At 62.7% G+C, this 16,946-nt stretch carries 11 protein-coding genes; 6 read left to right on the forward strand and 5 right to left on the reverse strand.

Features of this window, described 5'->3' with window-relative positions:
- Nucleotides 1-15: 15 nt before the first annotated feature.
- On the forward strand, nucleotides 16-813 hold the full coding sequence (locus F758_RS0125220) for an IclR family transcriptional regulator (protein ID WP_035723011.1): 798 nt from the start codon (nucleotides 16-18) through the stop codon (nucleotides 811-813).
- A 791-nt stretch (nucleotides 814-1,604) separates the two neighbouring features.
- Here the strand turns inward: F758_RS0125220 and F758_RS0125230 are convergent.
- Complete coding sequence (locus F758_RS0125230) at nucleotides 1,605-2,855, reverse strand: threonine/serine exporter family protein (protein ID WP_024510488.1); 1,251 nt, start codon at nucleotides 2,853-2,855, stop codon at nucleotides 1,605-1,607.
- Between the two features lie 322 nt (nucleotides 2,856-3,177).
- On the opposite strand from F758_RS0125230, the gene F758_RS0125235 reads away from it, so the two are divergent.
- Together F758_RS0125235 and F758_RS0125240 are read left to right on the forward strand one after the other, a co-directional pair.
- Nucleotides 3,178-4,572, forward strand: coding sequence for a cytochrome b6 (locus F758_RS0125235; RefSeq protein WP_024510489.1), 1,395 nt, complete (start codon nucleotides 3,178-3,180; stop codon nucleotides 4,570-4,572).
- A gap of 39 nt (nucleotides 4,573-4,611) precedes the next feature.
- Nucleotides 4,612-5,259, forward strand: coding sequence for a DUF4142 domain-containing protein (locus tag F758_RS0125240; RefSeq protein WP_198026561.1), 648 nt, complete (start codon nucleotides 4,612-4,614; stop codon nucleotides 5,257-5,259).
- A gap of 67 nt (nucleotides 5,260-5,326) precedes the next feature.
- Here F758_RS0125240 and thiD read toward each other — a convergent pair whose 3' ends face one another.
- Nucleotides 5,327-6,127 (reverse strand): bifunctional hydroxymethylpyrimidine kinase/phosphomethylpyrimidine kinase, encoded by an 801-nt coding sequence (gene thiD, locus F758_RS0125245; protein WP_024510491.1) that lies wholly within the window; start codon nucleotides 6,125-6,127, stop codon nucleotides 5,327-5,329.
- A 123-nt stretch (nucleotides 6,128-6,250) separates the two neighbouring features.
- On the opposite strand from thiD, the gene F758_RS0125250 reads away from it, so the two are divergent.
- Nucleotides 6,251-6,496 carry an Lrp/AsnC ligand binding domain-containing protein gene (locus tag F758_RS0125250; protein ID WP_024510492.1) on the forward strand — a complete coding sequence of 82 codons (246 nt, stop codon included), beginning with the start codon at nucleotides 6,251-6,253 and terminating at the stop codon, nucleotides 6,494-6,496.
- A gap of 434 nt (nucleotides 6,497-6,930) precedes the next feature.
- A complete protein-coding gene (locus F758_RS0125255; RefSeq protein WP_024510493.1) occupies nucleotides 6,931-10,284 on the forward strand; it encodes an AAA family ATPase in 3,354 nt (1,117 codons plus the stop codon).
- Nucleotides 10,285-10,327: 43 nt separating this feature from the next.
- Here F758_RS0125255 and F758_RS0125260 read toward each other — a convergent pair whose 3' ends face one another.
- Both F758_RS0125260 and F758_RS0125265 read right to left on the reverse strand, forming a co-directional pair.
- Entirely contained in the window at nucleotides 10,328-11,620 is a 1,293-nt protein-coding gene (locus F758_RS0125260) for a patatin-like phospholipase family protein (protein ID WP_024510494.1), read from the reverse strand.
- 171 nt (nucleotides 11,621-11,791) lie between these two features.
- Nucleotides 11,792-14,239 (reverse strand): bifunctional diguanylate cyclase/phosphodiesterase, encoded by a 2,448-nt coding sequence (locus F758_RS0125265; RefSeq protein ID WP_502689179.1) that lies wholly within the window; start codon nucleotides 14,237-14,239, stop codon nucleotides 11,792-11,794.
- 257 nt (nucleotides 14,240-14,496) lie between these two features.
- Here F758_RS0125265 and F758_RS0125270 point away from each other — a divergent pair, with 257 nt between their 5' ends.
- Complete coding sequence (locus F758_RS0125270; RefSeq protein ID WP_024510496.1) at nucleotides 14,497-15,660, forward strand: ABC transporter substrate-binding protein; 1,164 nt, start codon at nucleotides 14,497-14,499, stop codon at nucleotides 15,658-15,660.
- Between the two features lie 221 nt (nucleotides 15,661-15,881).
- On the opposite strand, the gene F758_RS0125275 is transcribed toward F758_RS0125270, so the two are convergent.
- Nucleotides 15,882-16,814, reverse strand: coding sequence for a cytochrome c (locus F758_RS0125275; RefSeq protein ID WP_024510497.1), 933 nt, complete (start codon nucleotides 16,812-16,814; stop codon nucleotides 15,882-15,884).
- Between the last annotated feature and the right edge of the window lie 132 nt (nucleotides 16,815-16,946).

Consider the following 16,946-nt stretch of genomic DNA (forward strand, 5'->3'; position numbering starts at 1 on the left):
GTCGACGATGCAGGAATGACGAGCGTCCGCGCCGTGGACCGCTCCATCGCGATCCTGCAGTCATTCACGGTGGAGCAGCCGCTGATGAGCGTGGTCGAACTGCAGAAGCGAGTGGGCTTGAGCCGGCCGACGCTCTACCGTCTGCTCCACACCCTGGCTTCGCGCGGCCTGATCGAGGCCGAAGGCGATCCGCAGCGGTTCCGTCTCGCCCATGGCGTGATGAGCCTTGCCCATGTCTGGCTCAAGGCGCTCGATGTCGTCCACGTGGCCCGGCCCGTGGTCGAGGACTTGCGCGACAGGACGGGCGAGACGGCAGCGCTATTTCGGATCGAGGAAGATCGTGGGATCTGTATCCTCGAATACGAAAGCCGGCACGTGTTGTCGATCAGCCGCGGCATCGGCGATTCCCTGACCCTGGCCCAGGGCGCAACCGGCAAGGCGATGCTCGCCTTTATGGATCCTGAACGCCAGGCCGAGTTTCTCGGGCGGCTGCCGAAAGAGGCGCGGGCGCAGCTGGAGGAGCCCCTGCGGTCCGCAAAAAGAAAAGGTTACACCATCAGCCGCGGCGAGATCTTTGTCGGGGCGGTGGCGGCATCAGCTCCCTATTTCGATCATCGGGGCAGCGTGATTGGATCCGTCGGGATCTATGGGCCGAGTGCCCGCGTCAACGAGGAGAAGGTCGCCGAATTCGCGAAGCTGGTTGTGGAGGCGGGAGCAAAGATATCCCGCCTGCTCGGCTTCGAAGGGCAAGCCGGCCAATCAAGCCGGTCTGCGGTGAGACTTCCGACGAGGGGCACCTCAGCGCGGAGATGAGGCTCCCGGCCGCTTCAACGGCGCGCGTTGCCAAACTCCTTGACCGCCATCCTGGATATCTCTGCAGCGATATCCTTCTCGCGACAACCTCGGCGAGAGGATCGTCCCGATCGGCCAAGTGCAGCAACTTCAAAGGCTGCTTGTGGGCTAGGTTTGGGCGCTTGTTTCAGATCACCCCCAACACGAGAAAAATTCCGATCTCGACCAGGAAGGCGGCGCCCGTGACCGCCGAGGCGAGAAACAGGTCACCCCAGGACGGAAGCTGCATGGCTCGTCTCCACGCTCTGCAAGCCCCGCAAGATAAATTCACCTCGGTGAGGAAAGTTTCGGTTCCGCGACCGTGATGCGCAGCCGGTCTAACGTGCGATTGCACTGCACACTTAACCTAACGAGCCGCGACGGTTGGCGTTTCCGTGCGCTCTGTTTTCACCTCGATTGGCACGTGAGGTGAGCTGCTCTTGACCCTAGGGCATCCTCCATCGGAATACTGGCGGCTCTTCATGAGGGTTTCCAGGACAAGAAAGAACTTTTCAGCGAGCATGGCGCACCTCCTTTGGGCTGCCACGGTGTGAGCGGCCCCGATGGTACATCCGCATCGGAACCGCCCCGCGCCGCTTTGGTCGCTGCAAAACGAATTGAGGAACAACGTTACTTTGACCGAGAATTGGGCAGCCGGCCTTAACGTATGATATCCAAGCCACGATCGGAGATGCATGGCTTGGACCGGAGTAACGAGCGGCTGCTGAAAATGCAGGGGCCCCCGCGCCGCAGCTCTCGCACGATGCCCGTTTCTATGACTTGCCCGACGCAAAGCGATCGCTGACATGGTCGATGGCCATCTTGGGAACGACGAGGCCGAAGCTCATTGCCAGGATGATGATCGCGGCGGTCAATCCGTCGGCTGTCGTTGCGCCGAGCAGTTCGAGCGTCGGCTGCGTGCCGCCCGCGATTTGCAGGAGCCCGCCCGCCATCCTGAACAGGTAGACGCCGGGTATCATCGACACCACGGAAGCAAAGCCGATCGCGGCAAATGGCATATGCGTTCGCCGCGAGACTGGCGTGAGGATCAGCGCCACCACAACGCAGGCGATCAAGGCGCCGGTCGCGGCACCGAGGCCAAACTGCATCAGCGCGAGCCAACGCAAAGCGTGGGCGACCATCCCCACCGCAACCGGCCAAGGCAGCATGCGTAGCGGCGTGGAAAAGAAGACGCTGTAGGCGGCGACAGCGACGCCGGCCGCGATGACGTCTTGCCATAGTGGCACAGCCCTTGCCGCAGGATCGGCCGGCAACGAGACTCCGAGCAGCGCAAGCCCAAGCAGCAGCCCGACCGAGATCGCCAGCACGATCAATCCCGCATAGGTCAGGCGAGCGGCGCCAAGGGCGATGCGGCCGTTGATGAGATCGAGCGCGCCATTGAGGACATGCGGACCCGGCACCAGGACCATGCACGGACAGACCGCAACGAGGCGCAACGACGAGCTCAGATCATAACGGACTGCCAGTGCGCCGATGACGCCGGCGAGAAGCGCTGCGCAAAACGGTTGCAGGAAGAGGTTCGTGCTGAGACGGCCAAGGGCGCGGCGCAGGAATGCGCCGGCCCCCGCGCTGACAAAGATCAAGGCCGCCGCCGGGACATGCCGAACGCCGAAAATCACCGAAAGCGCCACCGCGCCGGCGGCCGCGGCGAGCGCGAACAGCCATGTCGGCGCCGGCGCCGCGCGCGAGATCTCTTCGATCCGCTTCATTGCGGCGTCGGGCGTGAGCCGTCCCGCCTTGACGGCGTCGATGGCGCGCATCGCGGACGCCACGCGGTCCATCTCCACGCCGGCAGGATCGGCTGCGACCTGGGCCGTCAGGGTGCCCTGCTCGTGGTCGGCCAGGAGCTGCAGCACACCCCAGCGCGGCAAGATCGTCGCGCGCAGGTCGAGCGCACGTGCGAGCCTCTCCGCCGCCCCGATCGTCTGCTCCGTGGCTTGTCCATTGACGTAGAGCGTTCTCGCGAAAGCGAGGACCAATTGCGATCGTTCGGCCGCGGTCATCGGAGCTTCTCCAAGCCGTCTTGTAATTGAGAAACCGGAATTCCCGCCAGTCGCTGTCCTGTTTCGCAAGATCGCTTCCGCATCTGCCCGTGCGAAATCAGAAAACGGGGTGCGCACACGAAATGCCGCCGGTCGCGCGACAGCAGAGTCCTGCTCTAGCTGTCACATATAACGAATGACTGATTGATCGGCGGTCGAGCAAATTCGTCAGCACGACTGCCCGACGTGAAAAATAGGAACAAACAAAATGGGCCGGCGTTCGCCTCCGCATCTGCACGGGGGGTGCAGCGTGCTCCCGCGTGCCCCGAATTCGGAGGCCGTCGTGTCCAAAAAGCTCACCATCTTTCTTCCGCTGGCCGGCGCGGCTGTGCTCGCGGCTGCCGCCCTCGCCGATTCCTTGCCGCCGGATGCGACCTACAGGCCGCTGCCCACGCTGCCGCTCGACGTCGTCAAGGCCAACGACGAGGCACAGAAGCCGCAGGTGATGGAGCGCCAGCGCGCAGTTCTGGAGCAGCGCTATGATTTATCCGATCACCCGATTCCCAATGTCATGATGTCAGGCGGGCGAAAGCCGGTGCAGGGCGGCGTCCGCGTCAAATTGCCGGCGGGCGTGAGCTGGGACAGTCTCTCGTCGATGACGCCGGATGAGATCCGCGAGCGCGGCCTCTTGCCCGCAGGCTTCATGCCGTTGCCGCATGTTAAACAGGCGACCGGCGGCCAGGTCTTCCCGAACAATCAGATCGACGAGATCAACCGGCAGGAGGGCCGCAACATCAGGCGCTTCGATGTCGATTTCGATCTTCCGGACCGGTTCACGCCGGAGTTCCCGCCGCCGATTTTTCTCACAAGTCATCCCGAGCTCGGCGACGTTTCGCACGGACAGCTCTTGACCATCAAGAACTATTACCAATTGATGGTCGGCATTCTCACGCCGGTGCAGATGGAAGGCTTGCGCCTGTTGCTCACGCCCTTCCCGCAAGAGGAATTCAACCAGACCGAGGATCGCAAGAGCGCCGATCAGAGCCTCGGCGTCACCTGCCTCGACTGCCACGCGAATTTCCACACCAACGCGGCCTTCCACCAGACGCCAGACGTGCGGCCGCAGGCGGCGCGCTTCCGCCTCGACACGGTGAGCCTGCGTGGCCTGTTCAACCAGCAGATCCACGGCTCCAAGCGCTCGCTGCGCTCGGTCGAGGATTTTACGCAGTTCGAGCAGCGCACCGCCTATTTCAACGGCGACCACGTCAGCGCCCAGCGCAAGGGCGTGAACCTGCCCGACCGCTTCGATCAGGTCCCGATGATGGCGCAGATGCAGAACGTCATCGATTTCCCGCCGGCCCCGAAGCTCGATCCGAGCGGCCGCCTCGATCCCAGCAAGGCGACGCAGCAGGAGCTGGCCGGAGAACGGGTGTTCCTGGGCAAGGGGCGCTGCGCCGCATGCCATGTGCCGCAGACGTCCTTCATGGACAACAACATGCACGATTTGAAGCTCGAGCGCTTCTACGACATCGGCCAGACCGTCAATGCACTGGTGATGCTGCCGGACGGGCCGATCAAGACGTTCACGCTGCGCGGCATCAAGGATTCCCCGCCATACATGCATGACGGGCGGCTGCCGACGCTCGCCGATACGGTTGAGTTCTTCAACCTCGTGCTGGGCCTGAAGCTCACGCAGGACGAGAAGGATTCGCTGGTCGCCTACATGCTCACGCTGTGAATTGCGGCGCCACACCGTATGCAGCAGAAGGAGATTGAAATGATCCGTCTTCCCGCGGTCACGCTGCTCACAGTTCTGCTGATGCCGGCGCTTGTTGTGCCGGCATTGGCTCAGCCGAGCAACCCGGCGGGCCCGGCGCCCGGTAATCCGGCCGGTCTGGCGCCCGGCACCAGGGAATCCGCCCCCGGCGTGCCTGCCTCTCGCCAGACCAATGTGCCGGACCGGACCTTCACCCGTGAAGCGGCGATCGGCGGAGCGGCGGAAGTGGACTTGGCCTGGCTCGCGACACAGAAGGCATCAAGCCGCCCGGTGCAGGAGTTTGCCCAGCAGATGATCCAGGACCACGGCGGCGCCAATGACCGGCTGTCGGCGCTCGCGCAAGCGGATGGAATTCGTCTGCCCGCCGGGCTCGATGCAGAACATGCGGCCATGCGCAGGCAGCTTGAGCAAGCGAACGGCACCGAGTTCGACCGCGCCTACATCCAGGGCCAGATCATCGATCACCAGAAGGCGGCACAGCTCCTGGAATATGAAATCGGTTCGGGCGAGAATGCGGAGCTGAAGAATTTCGCGTCCGACATCCTGCCGGTCGTGCTGAGGCACCTGCGGATGGCTCAGGCCGTCGCCGCCGGGCTCTACGGCGCGGCCGAGACCTCGCCGAGACCTCAGGAGCAGCAGAAGCAATGACGGCACGCGTCCGACCAGAAGCGGGATCAGGTCCTGCCGCTTGGCTCGCGCGCCGCCTCTCCTTCAGTCAGTAGAAGCGGTGGAAATGATGCACCGGTGCATGGCCGTGACCGACCGCAAAGCGGTCGGCCGCGGCGATGGCGCCGCCGATGAACGCCTTGGCGTTGCGGACCGCACTCGCCATGTCCTCGCCCTTGGCGAGCCCCGCGGCAATTGCGGAAGCGAGTGTGCATCCGGTCCCATGGGTATTGACGGTAGCGATGCGCGGGCTGGAAAGCGGCAGCGTGCTGTCGGCATCGATCAGATAGTCGATGCTCTCGTCGCCATGCCCGTGTCCGCCCTTGATCAGGACGAAGGGACATCCAAGCGACAACAGCCGCCTGCCCTGGCACACGATCGCGGCATCGCTCGAAGCGACCGGCTCGCTCAGCAATACGGCCGCCTCCGGCAGGTTTGGCGTGATGATGCTGGCGTGAGGAATGAGCTTGGTGCGCAATGCGTCGACCGCATCCGCCGGCAACAACCGCTCGCCGGAGCTTGCGATCATCACGGGATCGAGTACGACGTGCCTTGACAGGAAGCGCTTGAGCGCAGCAACAATCGCCTCGATGGTCGCGCGCGCCCCTACCATCCCGATCTTGACCGCTCCGACATCAAGATCGCCGAGCACCGCCTCGAGCTGCGCCGCGACAAAGTCTGCGGGCACTGGATGGATCGCCGTGACGCCGCGCGTGTTCTGCGCGGTCAGCGCCGTAATCACCGAAGCGCCATAGACGCCGAGCGCGGCAAAGGTCTTCAGGTCGGCCTGAATACCGGCGCCGCCGGAGGAATCCGAGCCGGCGATCGTGAGCGCGACGGGCGTGGTCATGGCTTGTCCTAGCGCGGGGAGCGGATTACAGCAAGTTTGAGCGGCGTGTTCCGGCCAGGCGAGGTGGCACCCTGCTCGCTGCGCCCGCTATACTGGGCCGGAATTCTCAAGGAGGCGATCGCGATGGTTCCGTTCTTCGTTCAGATCAAGTGCAAACTCGGCCAGTCCTATGCCGTGGCCAACGCGCTTGCGGAAGCCGAGATTGCCTCGGAGATCTATTCCACCGCCGGTGATTACGACCTGCTGGTCAAGTTCTATGTCGACAAGGACACCGACATCGGCCATTTCGTCAACGAGAAGGTGCAGACGCTCCCCGGCATCCAGGACACCCACACCATCATCACCTTCAAGGCCTTTGGACCCACTTAGGGCCGCCATCGTCACGTCGCTCAACGCCGCCGGCCACCACCTCGCGATGAGCCGAAACAGCTATGGGATGCTCGGCAGGGCCGGACGCTGGAGTTGTCAGGGTCTGACGCTTTTGCGGCGCAAGGGCTTTGGGTTCAGGCGGCGTCGCGCTCTCCGCGGCCGATCTGCAGATGCTCTTCCAGCGCGCCCACCGGCGTCAGCCGTCCCGGCTATAGCCCAGCGCAAAGTTTAGGCCGAGCGAGCTAAGCTGGCCGCGAATACCGCATCAGCGGTATCGGTTGCCGCAATTGCGAACCTGCTCACGTTTGCTGCCCTCGCCTCGCGCTATCATGGCCACCGGCAAAGGAGTCCGTCGTAGCCGCCGCTGAGGAGCCGAGGGCCTTCGCATGATGCATAAACGTTGCTATTGTTGCGATCCGGGCCATAGGTTCGCCATGACACCGATTGCGGAGTGGCTAGCATCGATCGGCTTGAGTGAATACGCCGAGCGCTTTGTCGAGAATGCGATCGATCTGTCGGTCCTTGGCGATCTGACGGAGCAGGATCTCAAGGACCTTGGCGTTCTGCTGGGACATCGGCGCAAGATGCTGCGCGCCATTTCCGAACTGAAAGGGCAAGCCCCTCCAGCAGCGCAAACGGCCATCGCGCATGCACCGCGGGACGGCGCCGAGCGGCGCCAGCTCACGGTGATGTTCTGCGATCTGGTGGGCTCCTCGGCATTGTCGGCCCGCCTTGATCCCGAGGACTTGCGTGCGGTCATCGGCGCCTATCACGCCTGCATCAGCGACGTCATCGCGAAGAGCGAGGGCGTTATCGCCCGCTACATGGGCGATGGCGTGCTCGCCTATTTCGGCTTTCCCCGGGCGCATGAGGATGATGCCGAACAGGCGATACGCGCCGGACTGGCCTCGGTCGACGCCGTCACGAAGCTCAAGACCGATATCGGCACGCCGCTGCAGGTCCGGGTCGGGATCGCGACCGGCATGGTGGTGGTCGGCGACTTGACCGGGGAAGGCGCGGCCAAGGAGCAATCGGTCATTGGCGAGACGCCGAACCTGGCCGCACGGCTGCAATCGCTGGCGATGCCCGGATCGGTTCTGATCTGCGGGAATACGCGCCGATTGACCGAGGGACATTTCGAATGCCGCAATGTCGGGCCGGTCATGCTGAAGGGCTGGGCGGAGCCCCTGCCGGCCTGGGAAGCGCTCGGTGCTACCAGCGCGGAAAGCCGCTTCGAGGCGCAGCACAAAGCTCGACTGACGCCGCCGATCGGACGGGACGAGGAAATCGAGCTGCTGCTGCGCCGCTGGCACAATTCCGTGCGTGGCGAGGGCAGCGTGGTGGTGTTGACCGGCGAGCCGGGCATCGGCAAGTCGCACATTTCTCTGGCGTTGGAAGAACGGCTCAGGGATACCGAGCCCCACATCACGGTGCGCCATTTCTGCTCGGCACATCACACCCACAGCGCGCTCTACCCGTTCATTCGTCAGCTCGAGCGGGCCGCCCGGTTCGAGCGAACCGACCTGCCGGAGACGAAATTCGCCAAGCTCGAGGCATTGCTCGTGCGCTCCGGGGCAGCCCCGGAGCAGGTCGTGCCGCCTCTGGCGAACCTCTTGTCGGTGCCGACCAGTGATCGCTATCACGCCGCGGAAATGAGTCCGCAGCGGCGCAAGGAGGTGACGCTGGCCGCTCTTTTGACTCAGTTCGAGGCCCTTACCGCACATCAGCCCGTCTTTGTTATTTTTGAGGATGCCCATTGGGCGGATCCGACATCGCTGGAACTACTCACGCTGACGATGGAACGGGTGCCGCAGCTTCGGGCGCTGATCCTCATCACTGCGAGACCGGAATTCATGCCGCCCTGGCCGGGTCATGCGCATGTGACGACCGTCTCACTGACGCGCCTGAACCGACGCAACGGGGCGGCATTGGTCGAGCGGGTCACGGCCGGCAAGATGCTGCCGGCCGACGTCATGGACCAGATCCTGGCGCGCACCGACGGCGTGCCCCTGTTTGTCGAGGAACTGACCAAGACAGTTCTCGAAACCGGCTTGCTGCAGGAGCGGGACGGCCACTATGTCCTCAACCGTCCGCTGCCCGCGATGGCGATACCGACGACATTACACGCCTCGCTCATGGCAAGGCTGGATCGCCTCGCGCCCGTGCGGGAGGTCGCCCAGATCGGCGCCGTGGTGGGCCGCGAGTTCTCCTACGAACTGCTGAACATTGTCGCCGGACTGCCCGCGGAGCGACTCGAGGAAGCGCTTGCGCAACTGGTTAGATCGGAGCTGATATTCTGCCGCGGCGAGATCCCCAGGGCGGTTTACACGTTCAAGCATGTGCTCGTACGCGATGCCGCCTATTCAGGTCTGTTGAAGAGCCGGCGCGCGGCGCTGCATGCCATGATCGCGGACGCGTTCGAGCAGCGCTTCCCGGAGATCGTCGAAGCTCAACCCGAAACCGTCGCGCATCACCTCACCGAGTCGGGCTTGTTCGAGAAGGCGGCCGGATACTGGCTGCAGGCTGGAAAGAAAGCGGCCATGCGCTCCGCCAATCTCGAAGCCATCGCACATCTGGAGCGGGGCATCGAGGCCTCCGCTCATCTGCCGGAAGGTTCGCGAAAGGACCGGCTGGAGCTTGATTTCCAGGTCGCGCTCGGGCCGTGCCTGATCGCGACCCAGGGACCGGCCTCGAACAAGGCCGTAGCGACCTTCGCGCGTGCGCGCGAATTGTGCGAGCGCCTCGGAGATCCGCCCGAGCAGCTGCAAGTGATGTTCTGGTTGACCACCGCCAGTGTCATGCGCGGCGAATTGCCGGTCGCCCAGGAAACCATCGCCGCCTTGCTTCATCTTGCTGAGGCGCGCGCCGACCGGCCGGCGCTGCTCAACGCGACCCGCGGTCAGGCGATGATTCGTCTTTTCATGGGACGCCTTGTCGACGCCCGCGCAGCCATCGAACGCGCGGTCGCGGAATTCGAGGCAAGCAGTGAGGCAGAGAGATTGGCCGCGCGAGCGGCCGGCCAGGATGCCGGCGTAGCCGACCTTGCGCTGATGTCATGGGTGCTGTGGCTGCTTGGCGATGTCGATTCCGCGATCATGCGCATCGATGCCGCAGTTCAACGTGCTGACGCGATCAACCATCCCCATTCCCAAGCCTATGCCTGCTACTATGCTTCTGTTGTCCACGTGCTTCGCGGCGAGATACGGACGGCGCAGCGGCATGCCGAGCGCTGTCGCCTTCTCTGCGAGGAGCACGGATTCCGGCAGTGGCGCGGATTGGCGCGCGCGGTCCATGGCATATGCGTCGCGCTGCTCAACCCGTCGTCCCGCGCCACCGAAGAGATTCGCGCCGCCATGGATGAACATCGTGGCGCGGGTTACCAGCTGGGTATCACGGCCCTCTACGTGCTGTTGTGTCCTGCCTTACTGCTGAGCCAGGAATACGAGACTGCGCTGGCCGTCATCGAGCAGGGTTTCACGACGACAAGCCGCAGCAGCGAGCGGATATTCGAGGCCGAGCTGTACCGGCTGAAGGCGCGCACGATGACGCTCTGCGATGAGCCGGATGATGGCGCCGAATTGCTGCAGAAGGCCTTGGGCATCGCAAGAAGCCAGCATGCCAGGATCCTCGAACTTCGAGCCGCGGTCGATCTTGCCAGGTTGTGGATGGAGCGTGGTCGGCGCGAAGAAGCGACCAATATCCTCGCGCCGGTCTACGGCTGGTTCACCGAAGGATTCGAGACGCAGGACCTCAAGCAAGCAAAGGCAGTACTCGATCAGTTGCGGTGAGCTGTCCACACCGCACGCTGCCATAGCCCCGCATCGTCCGTCTCTAAGTCTCAGCCAGCTCTTCCTGCAGGTCGAGATATTCTTGTTGCAGCCGTTGCCAGTCCCGGTCGTCTTTCTCCGGCTTTTCGTTTATGAACAGCGGCTCCTTGGCTTTGCGCATCGCTCCCTCGTCCCTCTTCTGCTTGTCGTACGTCTTGATGGCTTGTTCTGCGGCGCGTCTTCCCAATTCTCGCCCTTTATCCAGGTTGCTGTGATTCCATTTGAAATTGATGTGCCCAGGCACATGAATCTCGACGACGGTACCTGTCCACTTCTGAGGCTTGTCGTATTTAACATGGTACTTGAACAGCCTGACGTCATCTTCGCCAACGCTGGCTGCAAACAATTGGCAGAGATTTGCCAGCGCATCGTGAAGGTTTTTCGGTTTCCGGATTTGCTTGGAATCGACAATCCGGCTTATCCATATTTCGTCGAGCTTATCACCATGTTGCTCGATCAACCCCTCGAAGTTGACCGTATCGACCAAGGCGCCTTCACAGTAGGTTGTGCCGTCGATCTTCACGGTTTCTTCAATGAAGGGAAGAGCCGAACATGCACATAACGATTCTGCCGTGATGGGCCCGCCGAGCCTCTTTTTTATGCTGTCCTCGGGCCTATTCGTCACTGGCATCGGACGATTTGCAAAGAACGTGAGCTCGTGGGTATCAAGATTCCAGGCGTTGTGAAAAATGAGCTTATCTTTTTTCGCGTACAGTTTTTCGAATTTTATTTTTTTCATGAAGTCACTGTCCGGATAGTTGATTTTCGAGAGGCCGTTGAAATTGGACAGGTACATCAGAGAGGTCAGGTAACGGATGAAGGGATTTGGCGCCATCACCTGGTTGAGTATCCAGCGGTTGAGATCTCCTTCGTCCAGTTTCCTGTAGCGTTCCTTTTCGCCGCGAGGCATGTGGTCAAAGAAGATTGACAGCGATTCCTGGACGTAATCGAACATCCTGTAGGGCTGCCATTGAAAGTCCTTGTAGTTCTTGGGGTCACTGACGAACTTGTTGACAGCATCTATGTTGGCGCGCCAGTCCGGCCCGAACACGGTGTTTATCGGGAAGCGCTTGTAGCCCTCGTCATCCCGAAACACGCCATCTCTGAAGAATTGATATGTTTGCTCGACTTCCTTTCCTTCGTCGCACTGATTGTAGACAATACCGACCCATGCGCCGATGCACGACAGCGACCACACGTCGAACGTTATCTCATGATCGGCAAGAGCTTCCAGAACTCCAATGTGCAGCCCTGCTGCTGGGCCGCCACCACCAAGCGTAATTGCTCTTCGCGGCATGTTGGATACTCCTTACAAAGTATCGAATGCGCTCCAATCGATTTGAATTTCCGAAAAGAGCAATAGACTAGTTTCTTTTGGAATGAATGGGAAGCGCTCGCCCAAGCGCTTAGGTTGCGCAGCCGGATACGACAGTAGAGTTGACGCAAAACAGCCAACCCGTGGCTTGCCTCAAGCCGCGTCGCGCTCTCCGCGGCCGATCTGCAGATGCTCTTCCAGCGCGCCGACCGGCATCGGGCGTCCCAGCAGATAGCCCTGCGCGAAGTTCACGCCGAGCGAGCGCAGATGCGCAAGCTGCTCGTCCGTCTCCACACCTTCCGCGGTGATCGACATGCCCAGCCCGCGCGCCAGGGCCACGACGGAGGAGATGATGGCACAGCTTTCCGGCCGCTCGCTCAAATTGGCAATGAAGGACTTGTCGATCTTGATCTTGTCGAAGGGGAAAGCGGTGAGCGAGCGCAACGACGAATAGCCGGTCCCGAAATCGTCGAGCGCCAGCGAAATGCCGATGCCCTTGAGCTTGTCGATGAACGTGTGGTTTTCGACGGCCTGCTCCAGGAGCACGGATTCGGTGATCTCGATCTCCAGCCGCTCCGGCTTCAGCCCTGATCTTTCCAGCGCCTGCCGGATCACGTCAAACAATTCGGCCTGCTTGAACTGGACCGGCGACAGGTTCACCGCGACCTTCACGTCGTCGGGCCAGCATATCGCGTCGTCGCAAGCGCGTGTGATCACCCATTCGCCGAGCGGCACGATCAGGCCCGTTGCCTCCGCGAGCGGAATGAACTGGTCGGGCGGGATCAGCCCCTTTTCCGGGTGGCGCCAGCGTACCAGTGCTTCCACGCCGCGCCGCCGCCCCGCCTCCACGTCGTAGAACGGCTGGTAATGCACCTCGAACTGGCAGCGCGCGATGGCGTCGCGCAAATCGCCCTCCAGCGTGTTGCGGGCCTCGAGCTCGGCCGACATCGCCTGGTCATAGATTGTGTAGCAGTTACGGCCCGCCGATTTCGAGCGATAAAGCGCAAGGTCGGCCTTCTTCAGGAGCTGTTCCTGGTGACGGCCATGCTCCGGTGCGAGTGCAATGCCGATCGAGGTGCCAATTTCGACGCGGTGGCCTAAGAGCTGGAAGGGTTCTGCGATCAGCTTGGAGAAACGCCTGGCGAGATCCAGCGAGGCCGAGCGCTGGTCGTCGGCGCCGCCCTGGATGACCGCAAATTCATCGCCGCCAAGACGCGCCAGCACGTCGCCTGAGCGCAGCGTCGACCTCAGGCGCTGCGCCACCATCCGCAGGAGGGCATCGCCTGCGGCATGGCCGAGGGAATCGTTGACGTTCTTGAAGCGGTCGAGATCGAGCAACAGAATGGCAAAACCGCCGCCCGCTTCGCAAGCATTGCTCTCCTGCAGCCGCTCCAGGAAGAAGCCGCGGTTCGGCAATCCGGTCAGTATGTCGGTCTGCGCGAGCTCCAGCACGCGGCGGTTGGCGAGCGAAAGCTGCAGCGAATTGCGGCTGGACAGGCCGAGATAGATGGCCAGGAAGATCGTGGTGACCATCCCGGCGACGAACACCGCGAGCGCCCGATAGTGGTTCTCCATCAGCTCGCCGCCGCTTGCGGGGACGGCAAGCAATTGCCAATTGACGTCGCCGATCTTGAGAGCAGTCGACCAGCGCAGCCCATCCGTTGCCCGCTTGCGCTCGGGTTCGGTGGAGAAATCGGGCTCCGACGGCGGTGTGGAAGCTGCGGCCTCGGCGGAATCGGGCGGATAGACATGGATGGCGATTGCCGGGGTCGCTGCCGCGGTTGCGCGGATCGTCTGCAATAGCCGCGGCAGGTCGAACATGCCGACGATGAAGCCGTTCAGATTGCGCCGGCGGTCGGCGATCGTCATGCGCGACGTTCCCTTGGCATAGACCGGCACGCCCACCATCACGCCGACGGGATTGGCCCCGTTCCTGGTCTCGTAAAGGCGGGTGCGCAACACCGCGACAAGATCATTGTCGCGCGCACGTTCGAGCGTGGCGCGCCTTTCGGGAGAGCTCCAGTAGTCCAGCCCGTAGACCACGGAGGTCTTCGGTTCTGTGGAGAAGTAGACCGGAAAATATTCGTCGTGCTCGGGGACGGGCATGCCGTCGGCGAAGGATTTGATCCGGTAGCCGGAGATGCCATCGGCGACCGCCGCGACCTCGTAATCGGCGCGCTCCTTGCGTTCGACCCGCGGCACCCAGGCCACGCGTATGAGCCCCGGATGATCCTCGAACAAGCGCTGGCTAAAGGTTTCGTATTCGCTGCGGGTGATGTCCTCATTGGCGGATTCGAACAGCGTGCGCAGCGTCATCAGCCGGCCGACATATTCGTTGACGCCATTCTGGATCGTGATCGCCTGGGTCTCGGCGAGGCCCTCGAACTCGGCGCGAACCAGGCGATTTTCCCATTGGCCGACGGCAAACACGCCGGCCAGCGACAGCAGCGTGCCGATCGCGGCCGCAATCAGCGCCGGACGATACAGCCCTGCGCGCGAGGGCGGCGCGCGCCGGGGTTCGATGCCGCCGTCGAAGCGGCAATCGTCCCGATCCTGGTCCCCTGGCTCATCGTCTCGTCCGACCTGCAAAGCGGCCCCCAAACGGCTTTCCCACCGTCGGGAGGAATCCGACATGATGCGCGGTTAAGAAGTTCCAAAAATCGGGGTTCCTACGGTCGCCGGCCGAGCGCCTTAGTTAACAATCTCCGCTCGTACAAGGCGACAAATGCAGCTTTCTCCGGATTCATACGGACGAATTGAATGCGATCGGTTAGCCGGCTCTTCACACCGCGGACATATCCTGCAGCCCGCCTTCCCACCAACCTCAAGCACGCCTCTCATCGCGTCAGACCCACATCATGCGGCCAACACCGTTCGCGATCGCCGGTCTCGCGCTTCTCGCGGCCGCGCAGTTTCCGCTTTCCGCAAGCGCCGAGGAGGTCGGCGTCAGCGCCGACACGATCCTGTTCGGCCAGGCCGCCGCCCTCGAAGGTCCGTCTTCGGCGCTCGGGCAAGGCATGCGGCAAGGCATTCTCGCGGCCTTTGAGGAGATCAATGCCAAAGGCGGCGTGCACGGCCGCAAACTCAAGCTGATCAGCCGCGACGATGGCTATGATCCCGACCGCTCGGTCGCCGAGACCGTAAAGCTGATCGACGAGGACCAGGTGTTCGCGCTCATCGGCGCGGTCGGCACGCCGACGTCGATCGCGACGGTTCCGATCGCGGCGGAGAAGAATGTGCCGTTCATCGGCCCGCTGTCCGGCGCGGAGTTCTTGCGTGCTTCCGAATTCCGCAACGTCGTCAATATTCGCCCGAGCTACAGCGCCGAGGCCGAAGCCTGGATCAAGCATCTGACGGAAGACCTGCATTTAAAGACCATCGCGATCTTCTATCAGGACGACTCCTTTGGCCGCGACGGCCTCGCCGGCGTCAAGGCCGCGCTGGCGCGGCGCGGGCTGGAACTGGCGGCGGAAGGCACGTTCGAACGCAACACAAGAGCGGTCGGCGCCGCCTTGAAAGCGATCAAGCGTGCCGAGCCCGAGGCGGTGGTGATGGTCGGGACCTACGGTCCCTGCGCCGAGTTCATCAAGCTGGCGCATCGCAGTCGCTTCAATCCGACCTTCGTCGCGATTTCCTTTGTCGGCGCCGATGCGCTCGCCAAGGAGCTCGGGCCTGAAGGGCGGGGCGTGATCGTTTCCGAGGTCGTGCCGTTTCCCTGGGATACGCGGTTGACGCTCGTCGCCGATTATCGGCAGGCGCTACGGGCCCTTGATGGCGCGTTGCCTCCCGGCTTCCACTCGCTGGAGGGCTATCTGTCCGGACGGCTGACCGGTGCAGTGCTGGAGATGGCCGGCCCCCACCCTACCCGCGCCGACATGCTGCGCATCATCAACGAGGTCGGCGAATTCGATGTCGGCGGCACCATTCTCACTTTCGGCGCAAAGCGACGCGAACGGCCGGCGGCGGTGTACCTGACCATCATTCAGCCGGATGGCACGTTCAAGGCTGTCGATAGGCTTTAGAAGCTTTGCGACCAGCGCTCCGATATCGAGCCGTCATCCTGAGGTGCTCGCCACCGGGTCCGCGCGAAGCGCGGCCCGATGACAGACTCCGCGAGCCTCGAAGGATGAACGGCCCCGCAGCGAGCGGCCGGGCCCTCGCCCTTCGAGACGGCGCTACGCGCTTCCTCAGGGTGACGGTGATACTTGGGAGCTCATTTCAACGGACTTGCGTCTGCTTGATCTCACCCCTCGCTTGCGGGCTTCTTTGGCGGGCGCGGCGGGCCCTCGACCGGCGGCAACGATTTCACATATTCCGCGATCGCCGCTCGATCATCCGCCGGTAACTGCGCGATGTTCTTGATCACGCGTGCCATCGAACCGCCGGCGCTGTCGCCATCGGGCGTTTCGCCCGTTTCCAGAAAATAGGCGATGTCTTTTTCGCTCCAGTCGGAAAGACCCTTCTGCGTGATGTTCGGCACCCAGCCCTCGCCTTCCGGATTGGGGCCGCCGGCGAAACGCTGTGCGCCGATGATGCCGCCCAGAAAATTGCGCGGGCTGTGACACTCTGCGCAATGCCCGAAACTGTTGACGAGATAGGCGCCGCGATTCCAGCGCGCCGAGCGCGACGGGTCGTGCGCAAACGGCTTGCCATCCATGAACAGCAATTTCCAGATGCCGATATTGCGACGGATGTCGAACGGAAACGGCACGTCGTGACCGCGCACGCGGCCCGGCACGGGCGCAAGCGTTTTCAGATAGGCAAAGAGATCGCGAACGTCCTCCACCTTGGCATGCGCGTAGGACGTGTAGGGAAAGGCCGGAAAGTAGTGCGTACCCTCAGGCGAAAGGCCCTTCATCACCGCGGTCACGAAATCACCCTCGCTCCATCGCCCGATGCCATCGGCCGGATCGGGTGAGATGTTCGGCGCATAGAAGGTGCCGAAGGGCGACGGGATCGCAAGTCCCCCGCCGAGCTTGAGCCGATCGGGCTGGTTCGGCACTGCGTGGCAGGAGGAGCATCCTCCGGCATTGAAGATGATTTCGCCATTGGCGGCGTTCGGCGTATAGGCAGGCGCCGTGACCGCGAGCTGCAGCGGCGCCGCCGTCAACCAGCCGTAAAATCCGAACGCCACGACCGCCAGCAGCAGCGTAGCCAGGAACATTCGTCGCAGCATCACCAACTCGTCATATTGAACCGAGTTTATGGCTGGTAAGTGCTACACTCCAGCCATAGATTGTTTGAAAAATTTTCAAATGTTGCGGCGGGTTGCGGGAATAACGCGTAAGCATCATTGTTGTGAAAGCGG

Origin of the sequence: Bradyrhizobium sp. ARR65, assembly GCF_000472385.1 — a bacterium.
Lineage (GTDB): Bacteria > Pseudomonadota > Alphaproteobacteria > Rhizobiales > Xanthobacteraceae > Bradyrhizobium.

Bases quoted from the DNA above. Each gene is read 5' to 3' on its own strand.
- F758_RS0125220 (WP_035723011.1), top strand. From the start codon at position 16: ATGACGAGCGTCCGCGCCGTGGACCGCTCCATCGCGATCCTGCAGTCA.
- F758_RS0125230 (WP_024510488.1), bottom strand. From the start codon at position 2,855: ATGACCGCGGCCGAACGATCGCAATTGGTCCTCGCTTTCGCGAGAACG.
- F758_RS0125240 (WP_198026561.1), top strand. From the start codon at position 4,612: ATGATCCGTCTTCCCGCGGTCACGCTGCTCACAGTTCTGCTGATGCCG.
- thiD (WP_024510491.1), bottom strand. From the start codon at position 6,127: ATGACCACGCCCGTCGCGCTCACGATCGCCGGCTCGGATTCCTCCGGC.
- F758_RS0125250 (WP_024510492.1), top strand. From the start codon at position 6,251: ATGGTTCCGTTCTTCGTTCAGATCAAGTGCAAACTCGGCCAGTCCTAT.
- F758_RS0125255 (WP_024510493.1), top strand. From the start codon at position 6,931: ATGACACCGATTGCGGAGTGGCTAGCATCGATCGGCTTGAGTGAATAC.
- F758_RS0125260 (WP_024510494.1), bottom strand. From the start codon at position 11,620: ATGCCGCGAAGAGCAATTACGCTTGGTGGTGGCGGCCCAGCAGCAGGG.
- F758_RS0125270 (WP_024510496.1), top strand. From the start codon at position 14,497: ATGCGGCCAACACCGTTCGCGATCGCCGGTCTCGCGCTTCTCGCGGCC.
- F758_RS0125275 (WP_024510497.1), bottom strand. From the start codon at position 16,814: ATGCTGCGACGAATGTTCCTGGCTACGCTGCTGCTGGCGGTCGTGGCG.